This is a genomic window from Aerococcus vaginalis (assembly GCF_053762225.1).
In genome coordinates this window covers 132632-148019 of the sequence record NZ_JBSMYC010000001.1, presented here as the reverse complement: position 1 = coordinate 148019, position 15388 = coordinate 132632, and the positions used below count along the sequence as shown (strand labels likewise).

16 protein-coding genes and 1 tRNA gene are annotated in these 15388 nt (G+C 41.9%); 1 reads left to right on the top strand and 16 read right to left on the bottom strand.

All coding sequences use genetic code 11. The features are described from left to right. The 10 genes from ruvB to ACWOEX_RS00690 form a co-directional block, all read right to left on the bottom strand. Window positions 1-969, bottom strand: coding sequence for a Holliday junction branch migration DNA helicase RuvB (ruvB, locus tag ACWOEX_RS00735; protein WP_455297641.1), 969 nt, complete (start codon window positions 967-969; stop codon window positions 1-3). 62 nt (window positions 970-1031) lie between these two features. Beyond that, the gene (gene ruvA / locus ACWOEX_RS00730; RefSeq protein WP_455297351.1) at window positions 1032-1640 is read right to left on the bottom strand and encodes a Holliday junction branch migration protein RuvA; all 609 of its coding nucleotides are present in this window, start codon (window positions 1638-1640) and stop codon (window positions 1032-1034) included. A 10-nt stretch (window positions 1641-1650) separates the two neighbouring features. Beyond that, on the bottom strand, window positions 1651-2094 hold the full coding sequence (gene msrB, locus ACWOEX_RS00725) for a peptide-methionine (R)-S-oxide reductase MsrB (protein ID WP_455297350.1): 444 nt from the start codon (window positions 2092-2094) through the stop codon (window positions 1651-1653). A gap of 50 nt (window positions 2095-2144) precedes the next feature. Then, window positions 2145-4043: a DNA mismatch repair endonuclease MutL gene (mutL, locus tag ACWOEX_RS00720; RefSeq protein ID WP_455297349.1), complete on the bottom strand. Its 1899-nt coding sequence runs from the start codon at window positions 4041-4043 to the stop codon at window positions 2145-2147. 3 nt (window positions 4044-4046) lie between these two features. Continuing rightward, window positions 4047-6584, bottom strand: coding sequence for a DNA mismatch repair protein MutS (mutS, locus tag ACWOEX_RS00715; RefSeq protein ID WP_455297640.1), 2538 nt, complete (start codon window positions 6582-6584; stop codon window positions 4047-4049). Between the two features lie 146 nt (window positions 6585-6730). Further along, entirely contained in the window at window positions 6731-9664 is a 2934-nt protein-coding gene (locus ACWOEX_RS00710) for a pneumococcal-type histidine triad protein (protein ID WP_455297348.1), read from the bottom strand. 43 nt (window positions 9665-9707) lie between these two features. Next, window positions 9708-10214 carry a pneumococcal-type histidine triad protein gene (locus tag ACWOEX_RS00705; RefSeq protein ID WP_455297347.1) on the bottom strand — a complete coding sequence of 169 codons (507 nt, stop codon included), beginning with the start codon at window positions 10212-10214 and terminating at the stop codon, window positions 9708-9710. A gap of 1 nt (window position 10215) precedes the next feature. Continuing rightward, the gene (locus ACWOEX_RS00700) at window positions 10216-11154 is read right to left on the bottom strand and encodes a metal ABC transporter substrate-binding protein (RefSeq protein ID WP_455297346.1); all 939 of its coding nucleotides are present in this window, start codon (window positions 11152-11154) and stop codon (window positions 10216-10218) included. A 177-nt stretch (window positions 11155-11331) separates the two neighbouring features. After that, entirely contained in the window at window positions 11332-11991 is a 660-nt protein-coding gene (locus ACWOEX_RS00695) for a hypothetical protein (protein ID WP_455297345.1), read from the bottom strand. A gap of 12 nt (window positions 11992-12003) precedes the next feature. After that, a complete protein-coding gene (locus tag ACWOEX_RS00690; protein ID WP_455297344.1) occupies window positions 12004-12492 on the bottom strand; it encodes a nucleoside 2-deoxyribosyltransferase in 489 nt (162 codons plus the stop codon). A 133-nt stretch (window positions 12493-12625) separates the two neighbouring features. On the opposite strand from ACWOEX_RS00690, the gene ACWOEX_RS00685 reads away from it, so the two are divergent. Next, a tRNA-Ser gene (locus tag ACWOEX_RS00685) sits at window positions 12626-12714 on the top strand. A 262-nt stretch (window positions 12715-12976) separates the two neighbouring features. Here ACWOEX_RS00685 and ACWOEX_RS00680 read toward each other — a convergent pair. The 6 genes from ACWOEX_RS00680 to ACWOEX_RS00655 all read right to left on the bottom strand — a co-directional run bounded on the left by ACWOEX_RS00680 (window position 12977) and on the right by ACWOEX_RS00655 (window position 15207). After that, window positions 12977-13351 carry a hypothetical protein gene (locus ACWOEX_RS00680; RefSeq protein ID WP_455297343.1) on the bottom strand — a complete coding sequence of 125 codons (375 nt, stop codon included), beginning with the start codon at window positions 13349-13351 and terminating at the stop codon, window positions 12977-12979. A 414-nt stretch (window positions 13352-13765) separates the two neighbouring features. Further along, the gene (locus ACWOEX_RS00675) at window positions 13766-14026 is read right to left on the bottom strand and encodes a hypothetical protein (protein WP_455297342.1); all 261 of its coding nucleotides are present in this window, start codon (window positions 14024-14026) and stop codon (window positions 13766-13768) included. Then, window positions 14016-14237 carry a hypothetical protein gene (locus ACWOEX_RS00670; protein WP_455297341.1) on the bottom strand — a complete coding sequence of 74 codons (222 nt, stop codon included), beginning with the start codon at window positions 14235-14237 and terminating at the stop codon, window positions 14016-14018. The genes ACWOEX_RS00675 and ACWOEX_RS00670 overlap by 11 nt, the downstream gene beginning before the upstream one ends. 87 nt (window positions 14238-14324) lie before the next feature. Next, the gene (locus tag ACWOEX_RS00665) at window positions 14325-14648 is read right to left on the bottom strand and encodes a hypothetical protein (protein ID WP_455297340.1); all 324 of its coding nucleotides are present in this window, start codon (window positions 14646-14648) and stop codon (window positions 14325-14327) included. Window positions 14649-14650: 2 nt separating this feature from the next. Beyond that, window positions 14651-14941 (bottom strand): DUF7675 family protein, encoded by a 291-nt coding sequence (locus ACWOEX_RS00660; RefSeq protein ID WP_455297339.1) that lies wholly within the window; start codon window positions 14939-14941, stop codon window positions 14651-14653. Then, the gene (locus ACWOEX_RS00655) at window positions 14938-15207 is read right to left on the bottom strand and encodes a DUF7675 family protein (protein ID WP_455297338.1); all 270 of its coding nucleotides are present in this window, start codon (window positions 15205-15207) and stop codon (window positions 14938-14940) included. The genes ACWOEX_RS00660 and ACWOEX_RS00655 overlap by 4 nt, the downstream gene beginning before the upstream one ends. Window positions 15208-15388 lie beyond the last annotated feature (181 nt).

Below are 15388 nucleotides of genomic sequence, written 5' to 3'. Positions count from 1 at the left end.
CTAATTCAATTCTTCTGGCAGTGGGATGCCGAGGTGTTGATAGGCTTTCGGCGTGGCACAACGTCCTCTCGGTGTACGAATCAAGAAACCATTCTGAAGTAAGTATGGTTCATACATATCCTCTAGCGTTTCCTTATCCTCTGAGAGGTTAGCTGCGAGCGTTTTGATGCCGACTGGACCACCATGATAATTATCAATCATCGTCTGTAATAAGCGACGATCCAATTCATCGAGGCCTGAACCATCGATTTGAAGAATACCTAATGCTTTCTGTGCGATGGTTTGATCGATCGGTTCATCCGGTCGCAATACTTGTTGGAAATCGCGAACACGCCTTAGAATGCGATTTGCAATACGTGGCGTCCCACGTGAGCGACGTCCAATCTCATTTGCCGCTTCGTCATCCATCTCGATATCCAACACCTGACAACTACGCGCGATAATCGTCATTAACTCATCCGTTGTATAGTAACGCATTCTGGAAACAATACCGAAGCGATCTCTAAGCGGTGCGGATAATGAACCTGCGCGAGTTGTGGCACCAACTAATGTAAACGGCGGTAAATCGAACTGTACAGCATGCGCGCCACTATCTTGTCCAATAATAATATCCACTCGAAAATCTTCCATCGCACTGTACAACATCTCTTCTACCGTGCGTGGAAGACGATGGATTTCATCGATGAATAGCACATCACCCGGCGTTAATTCATTCAATAATGCGAGTAAATCACCATTCTTTTCAATCGCTGGGCCACTCGTTGCACGTAAATTGACACCCATCTCATTTGCAATAATATTCGCGAGCGTTGTCTTACCGAGCCCTGGTGGACCATAGAGGAGCACATGATCTAACGGTTCCTCGCGCTGACGCGCAGCTTCAATATATATGATCATCTCATTCTTGAGTTCTTCCTGACCAATATATTCTGCGAGACGCTTTGGACGTAGCGATAGCTCATAAGCCATTTCTTCTGGAAAAGCTTCTGCTGACTGCTCTCTTTCTTGATTCACGTGTCCACCTCCTCTGATTAGTCACTGACAACGAAGTGTAATGCAATACGAATAGCCTCTTCGATCGTTGTTGCTTCGCTGAAATCAGCTTTCTTAATAATCCGTGCGATCTGTTTCGTGCTATAGCCGAGGCTCTCTAATGCCGCAGCTAACTCTTCCTCATACGGGAGTATCGTCTCAGCAGTTGCTGATGCTGATGTTTTGATGACTGCACCTTCAGAATCTGGGACATCGAGTTTGCCCTCGAGATCGAGCACAATCTGCTGTGCGGTTTTTTTACCGACACCCGGGAACTTCGTCAAGAATTGACTATCGCCTGCGTTGATGGCATTGACCAACCCTTCATGATCATCCAATGCTAAAATCGACAATGCACTTGCCGGCCCAATCCCTTTGACGCTGGTCAAATGTAGAAAGAGTTGTTTCTCAGCCTTCGTTTTAAATCCATAGAGACGAATAAGTTCCTGACTGACAGAAAGATACAACCAGACTTTTACTTCCTGGCCGAGATGATCAGATAGTCGGTAGGGATTCCCCATTAAGACACGATAACCGATCCCCTGCGCTTCAACGATCAGCGCATCACTTTCAATCGAAACAAGTTTGCCTGTAATAAATTCGTACATGTGCTACTGATTAATCGACATCGACGTATTTTTTGTAGTCGCTGTATCCTGCGTCATCCATTTCTGCTAATGGAATGAATTTCAACGCTGCAGAGTTAATGCAGTAACGTAAACCACCTGTCTCTTGTGGACCGTCGTTGAAGACGTGTCCTAAGTGAGAATCTGCACTCTGACTACGTACTTCTGTTCTCACCATACCGTGTGTCGTGTCTGTTTGTTCGCTTACTTCACGCGCTTCGATAGGTTGAGTGAACGCTGGCCAACCACAGCCTGCATCGTATTTATCGGCACTTGAGAATAGTGGTTTGCCATCAACAATATCTACATAGATGCCTTTTTCGAAATGTTCATCGTATTCGTTAGCGAATGGACGTTCTGTTGCTGCATTCTGAGTGACTTCATATTGTTCTTTGGTTAATTCTTTGAGTCGTTTTTCTTTTTCTTCTTTATTCATTTGCAATCACCTTTCTAATTACTTTTACTCAGTGTATACCATTTCATCCATCAATGTAAATGACGATGCTTTTGTGGCACATGCGTATCTTGAATACGTTTGAACTGTCTTTCGATATCGTGTTTTGGAAATTTGATTAACACAGGGCGTCCGTGCGGGCAGTTATAGGGATTCTCACAAAATGCCAAATCATGGATCAATTGTTTCGCACTCTGCGCATCCAAATAGTGATTAGCCTTGATCGATAATCGGCAACTCATCATAATCGCTGTTGCTTCACGAAATTCATTGACTGATGCTTCTGAATCAGATAGTGCGAGCTCAATCAGATCTTCGATATCCCGTTCCAAATGTTCCTCAGACATCCATGTTGGATGCTGATTGACGATGAAACTATTCTGTCCAAATACTTCCAAATCGATCCCCATATCGTGTAATTGTGGGATGAGTGCCTTCACCGCATCAACGTCGGACGTCGGATATTCCAAGACAATCGGTACAAGTAACTGCTGTTGGTCAACACCGTAACTACCGATTGCTTCTCGGAAATACTCATATTTAATACGTTCCTGCGCGGCATGTTGATCAATCAAATATGCATTCTCGCCATCCGAAGCAACCAAATATGTTGCCATGAGTTGTCCAACATAATCCAATTCTGGAAAGGAGGCTTTTCGCTCGGTTTGTTTAGGGTTAAATAACGACCGATCATTCTCTTCTTGCACGACATCTTTCGAAGCATATGCAGCCTTTTCATCATTAATTCTCTCCGAATAATTGGTTGGCTGTTTCTCTATCTCCTCATTGTGGTGCGATACCGTCATTTCAAGTGACTCTTTTGATGAGGTCTCTACTTTTGGTGAATACCACCGTTCAATATCAAGCGTCGTCTGTGTTGGTTTCTCTGTCCTAATACTTAATACTGATTCTTCAGTCTCTGGTTCACTCTGATCAACCGATGGAATGCGTTGGATCTCACTCAACGTCTCATCAATCGCTGTGCGAATCGCTTTCTCGAGTTCATCTTCCTTACTGATACGCACTTCTTGTTTCGTTGGATGCACGTTCACGTCGAGTAATTTGGGATCGAGAGTAATATGTAATACCGCAATAGGATAACGTCCAACCATTAATTTTGAGCCGTACCCACGGATAATCGCTTGTGATAAGACGTAATTCTTAATGTAACGTCCATTCAAATAGATCGATAGATACTTCTTAGAGGCACGCGTTAGAGACGGCTTAGAGATCACACCTTCGATCGAAAAATCTAATGATTCAGATTCAATCGCAACCGTCTCACGCGCCTGTTTGAAGCCATAAGCCCCCGCAATAACCTCAGGCAAGCGTCCTTTCCCATTCGTTGCTAACAACTGTTTCCCCTCATGTGAATATTCGAAACGGATCTGTGGGTGCCCCATCGCTTCACGTGTCACAATATCTGTAATATGTGAGAGTTCTGTCGTCAAACTCTTGACATACTTCAAACGTGCCGGCGTATTGTAGAACAAATTTTCTACGAGGACACTCGTACCCTGTCTGAGATGTGTTTGATGATGTTCTTCAATTTCGCCACCAATGGCTGAAACGAGTGTGCCTTCTTCACCATTACTCGTTTCAATCGTCATTTCAGAAACTGAGGCGATCGAAGGAATCGCTTCACCACGAAAACCAAGTGTTTTGACTTTAAAGAGATCACGCGTATTCGTAATTTTACTGGTTGCATGACGTTTAAAACACAGCAAGGCATCTTTGTGTGACATACCGATACCGTTATCCGTCACTCGAATAGCTTTCATCCCGGCATTTTCAACCGTGATTGTGATAACCGTGGCATTGGCGTCAATCGCGTTCTCGATCAGTTCCTTAACCACTGACGCTGGACGCTCTACGACTTCCCCAGCCGCAATTTGATTGGCGACATTCGGATCGAGCTCTCGGATTGCCATCTATTAGTCCTCCTTTAGCTTTTTCTGCCACTGATCGATCATTTCCCAAGCCTGTCTTGGCGTTAGATCGTCGAGATCCACGGCATCAATCGCATCAATAATATCGGTTTGTCGTGGATCCGCCTGTGTTTCTTGAACGATTGGGAATAGTGCTTGCTGACCGGCCGCTTGCGTGACATTTTCAGTTTCTAAATCTGTTAAAATCTGCTGCGCATTATCGAGTAAACTCTTCGGCATGCCCGCTAATTTTGCAACGTGAATCCCATAGCTCTTGTCTGTAGCACCTGCTAAAACGCGATGCAGGAAAACGACCTCTCCGTTCTCCTCGCTCGCACCGACATGCACATTCTGAAGACCTGGTAGTTTTGTTTCTAACGCTGTTAGTTCATGATAATGCGTGGAGAACAGAACTTTTGCTGCGATGTGTTGATCAAGATATTCGAGAATCGCCTGCGCTAAAGCGATACCATCGTAAGTTGATGTCCCACGACCGATTTCATCGAATAACAATAAACTGCGATCGGTCGCATTCTTCAGAGCCTGGTTAGCTTCCATCATTTCAACCATAAAAGTACTCTGACCGGCTTGTAAGTCATCCGATGCGCCAATACGCGTGAATATTTTATCGAAAATCGGTAGCTGTACAGTCTTCGCAGGAACGAAACATCCCATCTGAGCGAGAACTACGGTTAATCCCAATTGACGCATGTATGTCGATTTACCAGACATATTTGGTCCCGTAATCAATAGAATATGCGTATCTTGATCCATCTCGAAATCATTTGGCACAAAAGCTTCACGACCAATCGTTTCTTCCACTACAGGGTGGCGACTCTCTTTAATCTTCAGCGTCTGTTGATTCATCGCAAATACTGGACGCACGAACTGCTGATCTTCACTAATCGCCGCTAAGCCCTGAAGCACATCAACTTCAGCTACAGCCTGCGCGAGCGCTTGTAGACTTTCTTTGTAAGTGTTGACCTGTTCTCTCACCTGTACAAATAACTGATATTCGAGTTGCTCGGCATGTTCTTCCGCTTCTAAGATCTGCTGTTCCATTTCTTTGAGTTCCGGTGTAATAAAACGTTCCGCATTCGTCAGTGTCTGCTTACGTTCGTACTTACCTTCTGGCAGATACTGCAAATTACCTTTTGAAATTTCAATATAGTAACCGAAGACTTTGTTGTAGCCGATCTTGAGATTTTTAATGCCAGTGGCTTCGCGCTCCGATGCCTGTAGTTGGGCGAGCCACTCGTGACCGTGAGCCATCGTTTCACGGTACTGATCCAAAATTTCATCGAACCCAGAATTAATGACATCGCCATCGGTCAGCGAAGTCCCCGCATTTGGATTAATCGCGCGCGTAATCAAATCAACGACTTCAGGTAACGCCTGAATGCGTGACGTAATACCTTCCCAAACGTTATCGTCCATATCACCAAGGTTGGAAATAATACGCGGCACCTGTTCGAGTGAATGTTTGAGCTGCAGTAAATCTCGTGCATTAACGCTATGCATGGATACTTTAGCGACCAAGCGCTCTAGATCATAAACGCCACTCAACTCTTCCGTAATACTCTCGCGTTCGAAGAAATGATCGATTAATGCTTCCACTGCATCCAAGCGTCGTTCAATCTCCGATTCAATAATCAACGGACGATCCAACCAGCGTTTGAGTAAACGTCCGCCCATCGCTGTCTTCGTCCGATCAATAAAGTGTAATAATCCACCTGACCGCTGATTAGTACGAATAGAGGCGGTCAATTCGAGATTGCGTTTCGCAAAATAATCCATCTGTAAATAATGATTGACCTCATAATGCGTCGCTTTCTGCCAGTGATTGACGAGCTGTAATTGTGTCGCATAACTATAGCTTAATAAAAGCTGTAAGACTTCACGTTCTGAAGCATCTGTAATGTCTTCTAGTAATTTTGTCATCTGTTCTGATTGCTCGGGATAATCCTCTACCTGATGAATTGAACTGATGAACGGGCTCACCTGCTGCAATGTTTCTTCGAGATCATCAGATAATGATTCTTCAACGACGATCTCCTTCGGTTGCAACTGTGCGAATTCCGTTTTTAATACCGAAGCATCCGACACCGTTGTCACAGCTAATTCCCCAGTAGAGATATCTGCATACGCTAATGCGAATTGCTGAGCGATCGGCAATAAGGCAACGAGGTAGTTATTTTCTTTTTGTTGACTACCATCACGCATATAAGTCCCCGGTGTAATCACTCGAATCACATCGCGCTCCACCATCCCCTTCGTCAATTTAGGGTCTTGCATCTGTTCTGCAATCGCTACTTTATACCCTTGATCAACCAATGTCTTGATATACTCTGAAGCCGAATGATGTGGCACACCACACATTGGCACAGGATTCTCTGAATTCTTATTGCGACTTGTCAAAGTAATTTCTAAAATCTGTGCAGCTTTGACGGCATCTTCATTAAACATTTCATAAAAATCGCCTAAACGAAAGAATAAAAAGGCATCCGGATATTTTTCTTTAAGCGCCTGATATTGTTCCATCATTGGCGTAACATTCTTCTTAGACAAACAGCTGCCCTCTTTCTAATAAGTTTACTGTCCAGTTTAGCACAAAAAAATCGTGCGTTTCATATCGCAAAAACGCACGATTTCGAGATTTGGAATGTTCAGGATTGCTAGCATGTTAGTGATTAAACGAGTTGTTTAGCTTCCGCCATAGATACAATGACTGTTTCACCATTTACGGTCACTTCCCATTGGCCATGTGCTAATTTAACGTCGCTTGTTGATACACCGTATTTCGAAGCAACCGCAGCTTTCAACTCGTCATTCGTTGGTTCTGCTTTTGGTGCAGGAGCTGCTGGTTGTTCTGCTACAGGTGCCGGTTCAGCAGGGGCTTCCGGTTGTTTTGATTCTTCAGCTGGCGCTTCTTCTTTAGCTTCATCTTTCTGATCGACCTTATCTTTCTTATCTTTCAATGATTTATCGTCAGATTCTTTGGCTGGTTTGTTTGGATCAAAGATTGGGAAGTCTACCTGGTTACTGTTCTTCTTGTCATCTTTCTTATCTGTTGATTGCTCAGACTTATCTTCCTTGTCTTTATTCTTTTCTTGTTCCGCTTTGACAGCGTCAGCAACTTTCTTAGCTGCTTTCAATTCAGAATCAGACAATTTAGTGAATGGAATATCACGCAAGCCACCCTTAGCACGTGGAACGGTGTAGGAATCCTTGTAGATGTGTGCTTGTGGATCACGGATATCTTCCGCATCAAAGATATAACCATCGTTTGTAGCGTAGCGCCCTGCTTTGCGCGCTTGCTTGACTTCGTCGATATCATGAACGATTTGCCAGTTCTTCATACCGTTACGTTTATCTTTAGGTGTTACCCCAACGATGTACTTCAAGTCATCTGTTGCGGTTGGTTTTTTCTCTTCATGACCTTCGCTCGTCCAAGCATCTGGGCGAACATCAGGATGTTGCATGAGGTACTTAACCGTCGCAATTTGTTCTTTCGTCATATCCTTGTAGAATGCGATGTGGATATGATCGATGTGCGGAATGATGAAACGGTCACCCAAGTCGATGGTTGCATTTTCGGCATGCATAGGAATTTCGTCAAGGTTGACGTACAATCCTGGTTCAAGTTCATCGCCTTTAGGTGCAACAACATCGTATTTATAGTTACCATCTTTAAGTTCAGCAACTTTTAATTCCGCAAAAGCACGTTGCGTGTTATCTAATGATTCTGCATCGTACGTGTATTCTTTGCCGTTGACACGTGTCACAAATTTACCGTTCTTCTTACCGATAACTTTTTCAACATCAAATGCCGGTTTTTCGTCTTTATCTGACGCTACATTGTTACTGTTATCAGTTTGTGGGTTATTTTCTACTGGACGGTCGTTTTGCGGTTTGTTGTTACTTGGTTTAGAAGTAATGGTTTCGCCTTGGACATTAACTTTCTTATTGTTTTCCTTGATCCAATCTGCAACCTGATCTAATTCGCTCTGTTCCAACTCGCCATAACCGAAGTAGTGGTAGTGATCACCGTGACTCGCAGTAACCCCTTTGTTATCAACCTCTACGATAGAATCTTTGGAGAAAGTGTAACCATCATCAGTAACGTAAGGTTTACCATCGACACCTTTACCATACGCAGGAATCTTCTTACCTAAGAAGTTGTGCGTTGCTTCAGAGGAATTGCTACTTGAACCGTCATTTTCTGGTTTGTTATGGGATGGTTTCGCAGCTGGTTTCTCTTCTGCCGGTTTATTCACAGGTTTATCTGCAGGTTTGCTTTGTCCCTTGTCGCTGTTGGATGGCTTGTTCGCAGGTTTCTTGTTGTTAGAAGCACTGTTATTATTCTTGTTGCCGCTCTGCTTCTTGCTGATATCACCTTGGGACGGAATCTTTTGTCCTTTAGCTTTGGCGTTCAACGCCGCATCAGCTGCTTCGATTTCCTCACGCGTTAATTGGTTAAACGGAATAATGTGGAAGTGGTCACCGTGAGGGATCACGTAACCGAAGCTGTTACTTTCCGTTACCTCGCGCGGGTCAAAGACTAAACCATCTTTTTCAACATGGCGTTTACTCTGCGGTAATTTGTACCAGGCATCCATCTTTTTCTCTAAATCAGACAAGTTAGCGTTTGAAGATGATGCGCTAGAACCACTATTTCCTTTGTTAGCAGATGAGTTGCTAGAACTTCCGCCACGGTTTGCGGAACCGCCACCGTGATTAGTAGAAGAACCTGAATTGCTGTTTCCACCACGGTGAATCACATTACCATTTTTATCTTTAACGGTTGTCGCACCAGCTGCGATACTACCACCGTTACCGCCACGATTAGCGGATGTTGCAGTCGCTACACTGCCACCTTTGCTACCGCCACCGTTGAGGTAAGCCTGCGCAGCGGCACGTTCTGCTGGCGATAGGTCAGCTTTCGGTACGAAGTGGAAGTGGTCACCATGCGCAACAATGTAGGCGTCACCGGTATCTTGAACGATACTTCCTGGCGTGAAGACATAACCGTCATCTGTGGTATAACGTCCTTGTGCATTGCGGTGTCCCGATCCAGAGAAGATGCTACCGGATTTTCCACCCTTAGCACCACCTTTTTCACCAGATACTTTTGCACGTTGTTCAAGAATTTCTTCTTTTGTGCGAATAACATCTCGAACAGAAGCATCGTTAGGGTTCTTCAAGTAGAGGTAGTACTGGCCGTTAACTTTAATGATGAAACCAGCTTTATGCTCACTTACAATATCCGATTGTTTTAACGTATAGTTAGGATCATTCATGATCAATTCTTCACTGATCAATGCATCAAATGGTACTTTACCACTGTAGTAGTGGAAGTGGTCCCCATGGGAAGTCACGTACCCTTCATCTGTAATTTTTACGACAATTTGTTCGGCATCAATACCTTCTTCGTCGTTTAACTTTTTGGTCTGCTCAGCGGCCGTGCCACCTTTTTCGTTTGCAGCCACTTGCTCAACACCATCAATATACTTAATCCCATCTTCGTTCTTTGATTGATATTCAGCAATCGCAAAACCAGATCCTAATAATAAGGCAATGGATAATCCCCCAGCTGCCCAAGCTTTTTTATTTTTGAAATCCACGCATGTACGCTCCCTTCCTTGCACTTAGTAATGCGTAACGTGATTATTTATTTTCTTTGTAGAGATAGTATTCACCATCAACTTTAATAATGTAGCCGTCTTTGTTTTCGCTTATGACATCATCTTCGCTGAATTGGTAGTTATCATCGTTCATGACTAATTTGTCATCAACGTCCGCATCGAATGGCACTTTACCATTGAATTGGTGAAAGTGGTCTCCGTGTAAAGTGGCATAGCCATCATCCGTAATTTTTACAACGGTTTGTGGTTCATCACTGTGTTCATGGTCATGATCATGTTCTTCACCCTCGTGTTCATGGTCGTGATCATGTTCTTCACTCTCATGTTCATGATCATGGTCGTGTTCTTCACCTTCATGTTCATGCTCGTGATCATGTGCTGCAGTCTCTTCGTCAGTACCTTCAACGTTCTGCACATCACTTTCACTGCCATTCTGCGCTTGGTCGTTGTTCATCGTGCCACAACCAGCCAATGTTAATAGTGCGACTGATAAACTCCCTGCTGCTAATCCTTTTTTAGTGAAAATCATGTTATGATCTCTCCTCCAAATCTGATGCAATAGCGTCTAATGTTTTATCTAAGTTGTCTAAGTAGCTGTCACTATTTCCTGGATCTGCTTCCAGTGGATCTAACGTCTTCACTTCCGCACCTGTTGCATCCGCAATCACTTCTGCCTTTTTACTAGAAGTCTGCGGTTCAGCGAAAATCGTCTTAACATTGTTTTCTTCTGCAAATTCAGAAATCTCAGCAATACGGCGTGGGCTTGGTTCTTCTTCTTCAACCCCAGAAATTCCCAACTGTTTCAAATCGTAACGGTTAGCAATATAAGCAAATGCGGTGTGTTGCGTTACAAAGGTACGTTCTTTAACGTCTTTGAAACGTTTTGCGTATTTTTCATCGATTTGTTTTGCCTTATCTCGGAATTTCTTCGCATTGTCGAGGTAAGTTTGTTTATTTTCTGGATCAATCTCACCTAACTTATCTGCGATAATTCCCGCTTCCTGTGCGATAGATTCTGGATCTAACCAAGAATGTGGATCATACAAGGCTTTTTCATCGATACCGTCTGTTGCTTCGATATCTTCAAGACCTTCAACTCTTTGTAATTCTAAACCGTCTGTACCCTCGATGACGTTAACGTTAGATGATTCAAAGTTCTCTTTTAAATTCTTTGTCCAACTTTCTAACGTACGTGAATGATAAATAAAGACATCCGCATCACTAATCGCTTTAATATCAGCTGCAGATGGTTCATAAGAATGAATACCATTTTTTGAGCCAATCATACGAACGTCATTATTATCTCCTGCAATTTCTTGCGTCATTTCGTAGATTGGATAGAAACTCGTAACGATTGATAATCCCTTCTTCTCAGAAGCCGAACCATTGCCACCACGGGCACATGCTCCTAAAAACAAGACACCAACCATTACGACAGCCATCAGCATACGACGCCAATTTTTCTTCATCTTTTCAACCCCAACTTTCTGTAAATCGTAATGATTTTTATTTACCTAACAAAATTAGCAAACCGCTGTAGGGATGTCAATAGATTTCGTCAAATAAATCGTTATGATTACGAAAAAAACTTTAAAAACATAAAAAAAGTACCGCTGACTGCGATACTCCCTTAAATTTATTCGTGATTAATGCTGTTTGAAAATATAATAACGGTCAAAGTAACTCGTCACCTGCTTTGATCGCATCCAGGAATAAACCAACATGATCAGCGCGCCAATTGTATTCCAGAAAAAATCACCCATGGTATCCATTAATGCTTCACGTCCGACAAACTGTTCACCACCGAATGCCATATAGCGCTGGAGGTTCATATCGAGCAGATGGTCCCAACTAAACTCCCAGAACTCCCAAGCGATACCACAGATACCTGCAAATGCAAAACCAAATAGTAGATATGCGCCGACTAATGATCCGCTATTAGAGACTGATTTCATCAAACGAGTGAACACCGCGTAGCCAACCATTGTGAGGATGATCGGACTGACCGCATGAAGAATTTTGTCCCAAAAGGAAATGCGATTATACAAATCCCACCCTGTACCGATAAATACTGAAGTTAATAGGAAAAGTAAGTAGCCCCAAACAATTGTATCCGACACTTCGATCTTAAAAAATCGTTCGGCGATTTGTGGGATAAATACCAAAGTCATCCCGGCGACCGTTTCGACAATAATGGTTAATTGATGTGAGACACTTGCCTCTCCCCTAAAAAGCAAAATGCTGTTGTAAATAATATTAATAAGTCCCAGCCCGATCAACGCGTACTGGAGCCATTGCTTCTTCATTAATGGACCTTTCTATTCAGCAGCTTCGAAACGGTCTTCGATCGCATCAAGCAGTTCGTCAACGTTATTCGCAACTTTACCGTTCGCTTTAATCAAACCAATTACGTACAAATTAATGTAAGCAAACTGATTCTCCGCAATGTCATTTTGTAGGATTGCGATTTTTTCTGCATTATCTGTACCTTCTTGACGGCTGTCTGTCCACAAACCGAAAACAGGGATGCCTTTACCTGCCGCATAACCGATCTCCGCACAGCGTCCCTGACCGCTCTCAATACCGTCTAAAATCACGAAAAGAAACTCACACGCATCTAAACGCTCGTTGTCAGCCGTTGCAATTTGGATCGAATCCGCAAATTTACTCTTGTCATTAATATCTGTATTTTCCTGAGGAAGATATAGATCAATTTCTGGAAAACGTGCACGAATTTTTTTCGCAACCTTCTCATTGTAGTCTCGTTCCATTTCACTAAAAATACCGCTCGCAAGATATGCTTTCATTCCATCGTCCCACTTTCTATAAGATATGAACTCAGTGTATCATATGCCCTGTCCGAATTAATATGGAAGATTTCATGGCTTGTTAAAACTTGCATTTGAGTATCTTTTTCGATACAATAACTGTTGCACTTGAGGAGACGTAGCGAAGAGGCCGTAACGCGCTTGACTCGAAATCAAGTTGTCGGTAACCCCGGCACGTGGGTTCGAATCCCACCGTCTCCGTAGTTGAGCTATTTCACTAATTTTAAGTTCAAAATAGCTTAAAATCAGTAGTTTTATAAATTTTAGGTTCACAATGATATTACTTGATGTCGCCTGTTATTCGTCAGGTTCTAGCAGTCAATAGCCGCGAGCTATCGGGGCTCTAGCACACCTCTTAACGGAGGTGTTTTTTTATGCCCATTTTTCGTATACATAGCTAAACGAAATAAAAATGCCCCCATGCATATACATGAGGGCATCTACTCTATTCTTAGTCTAGTATCTAGCCGTTCATCACAATCATGACTTCGACACTCTTTGGATCAATGATTAGACATTCGTTAAGGCAACTTTGTTTAAAGGAATGTTCCGTACGTGGATCACTAGAAACTAAGCGAGTAGCGATATCACGACCGACCGCAGATTTCTGACGCAACAAGCCGGTGTTGATCGTTAAGTGAATGAACAATGACTTATCTTCATTATCGAAACCGAATGTGACTTCATTCTCATCACGGTTGACACACCAGGATTCTTCATTAAAGGTTACTTTAGTCATTAATTCATCAAAGGATGACGCAAAAGCTTTTACACCAGCTTCAGTTAATTCGATTCTACCACTTGAACGGTCACTGTTAATCCAATCTGCAATAGTCATGTTAATCGCTCCTATTTCTCTTTTAAAAATAATTCGCATTACGCTATGGTTACTAAGTTAGTGATTTTTCAATCAAATCTTCACTATTAATTAAATAGCTCTACAAAAGTATTTCAATTAATTTTCTTTAAGATTTAAGCGCCTATCTCTTAACTACATGTGTATATTATCACATAAATTTATATAATAAAAGTGCACAAATTAAACTTTTCACATATAGTAAACGTTTTCTAAAAATACTGATATCATGGGAATCGCATGAGATTAATAATGAAAACCATTCCCAAAAAAATTTAAAAAATTTTTATGTAAGGGGTTTTATTTAGAGTAATTGAGAACACATTCACAAAAAGTCACCTCCCCGGACATGGAGAGGTGGCTATAAGAACTCTATTATTCCTTGTATATGCTCTGTTACGCTAATATTTTCTTGATCAATTCATATTCTCTTTTCAAATCACTATTAAAATTCATTCCGACTATTCCTGGTTCTGTTTGTTCGCAGACATCCAATAAATAATCTTCCATATACTGAGCAACACTCGGATTCTCATCTGCCAGCTTTGCATAATTATACACTATATAATCTTCGATATAACTAGACATTTCATGTTCATTTGTTTGATTGGGATCAGAGATATAAGTTTTAATAGCCAACATTAATTCAGTGATCATCAGGTATCTCCCCTCTATCATCTGTTAACATGTTATTAATCTCTTCATAGGCCACTGTCAATTCATTATAGAATTCTGTACCTTCTAGTCCCGGTTCAGTCTTTTCGCAGATATCTATTAAATCATCATTCATGGATCGCGCAATGATTCTGTTTTCTGCTTCTATGAATTCGTAATAATCAACTACATAATTTTCAATAATTGTTGCCATACCATATTCTGTCTGAGATGATGGATTCTATATATAAGCTTTTATCTTAGCCATTAAGTGCTCAATTTTCATGAAAGCACCTCTCTTTCAATATCTCCTGCGATGTCTAGCGTTAGCCCTCTTCTCCAAATCAATTTCTTTTTGAATTGCACCACTCTCATCACTAAGGACTTCAAAAATACCACCAGGGGATGAACCATCAGCTGGTGCTGGATTTGCGAAACTATACAGATAATCCTCATCTGAATCATCGACTACCGCAAGATCGCCATTGTTTTGTCTAACAATGTTGTAAACTTTCCCATCTGTTAGGCCCTCTACGCCAAATGTCTCACCGTGATATTTAACCTGTCCAACCAATTCTAGCGGAATCTCCTTATCCAATTCGCACTGATAAACCATAATCCTCATCGCTATATTCCCTCCTTCAAAGCTGCCATGGTGTCGTATTCTTCTCTGAAAATTGCTTTTTGTTGTTCAGTAAGTTTGTCGTAGTCTGACCAGAAATTATAGATTGTTTTGCGATCAAAACTAAAAAGAAAAGGTCCTCTTGTCGAAGGTATTTCATGAATCGTCCATATCTCGTCATCTATGTTCTCTTTATAAAAATCAGCGTACCCATCTAAATGACATTCAGCGAACACACCATCCGGACCGATGTAATAAATATCGTCTTCACTGACATGTGGATTTTCAATCATCATTCTGTCCTTCTTTCATCTGGTTTAGGTTTCTCAGTGACACTAGCTTTTAATGCGGCGAGTGTTGATTCCTCTTTTTTAAAAATTTCCCACTCCGACGCTGTCAGTTCTTGGGGGCAATCGGCGAAGAAATTGAAAAAACGCTTTTTATCAAAAGTGAATATATATTCTCCAATACGATCATAATTATCTACCCACCAAATCTTGTCATTATTTTCGTTCTGATATAACTCATATTTACTATAATCTTCAACATTATCGTTCTTCATCAATCATTTCCTCTACATATGCTGGAGTGGTGATAGTACTATCTATGACACTCCCATTATATATTTAAAATTTTGTTTATGCGAAAAATTCTCTAAATTATTCCAAACTTTACTTTCATATGCGATACAATTATAATTAGATAAAACAAAGGGCGGGCACAATACCCACCCCTGTTTAATT

Excerpts from the sequence above, each read along its gene's own strand:
- ACWOEX_RS00675 (WP_455297342.1), bottom strand. The coding sequence starts at position 14,026 with ATGATCACTGAATTAATGTTGGCTATTAAAACTTATATCTCTGATCCC.
- ACWOEX_RS00695 (WP_455297345.1), bottom strand. The coding sequence starts at position 11,991 with ATGAAGAAGCAATGGCTCCAGTACGCGTTGATCGGGCTGGGACTTATT.
- ACWOEX_RS00655 (WP_455297338.1), bottom strand. The coding sequence starts at position 15,207 with ATGAAGAACGATAATGTTGAAGATTATAGTAAATATGAGTTATATCAG.
- ACWOEX_RS00680 (WP_455297343.1), bottom strand. The coding sequence starts at position 13,351 with ATGACTATTGCAGATTGGATTAACAGTGACCGTTCAAGTGGTAGAATC.
- ACWOEX_RS00690 (WP_455297344.1), bottom strand. The coding sequence starts at position 12,492 with ATGAAAGCATATCTTGCGAGCGGTATTTTTAGTGAAATGGAACGAGAC.
- ACWOEX_RS00670 (WP_455297341.1), bottom strand. The coding sequence starts at position 14,237 with ATGGCAACAATTATTGAAAATTATGTAGTTGATTATTACGAATTCATA.
- ruvA (WP_455297351.1), bottom strand. The coding sequence starts at position 1,640 with ATGTACGAATTTATTACAGGCAAACTTGTTTCGATTGAAAGTGATGCG.
- ACWOEX_RS00700 (WP_455297346.1), bottom strand. The coding sequence starts at position 11,154 with ATGAAGAAAAATTGGCGTCGTATGCTGATGGCTGTCGTAATGGTTGGT.
- mutL (WP_455297349.1), bottom strand. The coding sequence starts at position 4,043 with ATGGCAATCCGAGAGCTCGATCCGAATGTCGCCAATCAAATTGCGGCT.
- ACWOEX_RS00665 (WP_455297340.1), bottom strand. The coding sequence starts at position 14,648 with ATGAGGATTATGGTTTATCAGTGCGAATTGGATAAGGAGATTCCGCTA.
- msrB (WP_455297350.1), bottom strand. The coding sequence starts at position 2,094 with ATGAATAAAGAAGAAAAAGAAAAACGACTCAAAGAATTAACCAAAGAA.
- ruvB (WP_455297641.1), bottom strand. The coding sequence starts at position 969 with ATGGCTTATGAGCTATCGCTACGTCCAAAGCGTCTCGCAGAATATATT.
- mutS (WP_455297640.1), bottom strand. The coding sequence starts at position 6,584 with ATGATGGAACAATATCAGGCGCTTAAAGAAAAATATCCGGATGCCTTT.
- ACWOEX_RS00660 (WP_455297339.1), bottom strand. The coding sequence starts at position 14,941 with ATGATGATTGAAAATCCACATGTCAGTGAAGACGATATTTATTACATC.
- ACWOEX_RS00705 (WP_455297347.1), bottom strand. The coding sequence starts at position 10,214 with ATGATTTTCACTAAAAAAGGATTAGCAGCAGGGAGTTTATCAGTCGCA.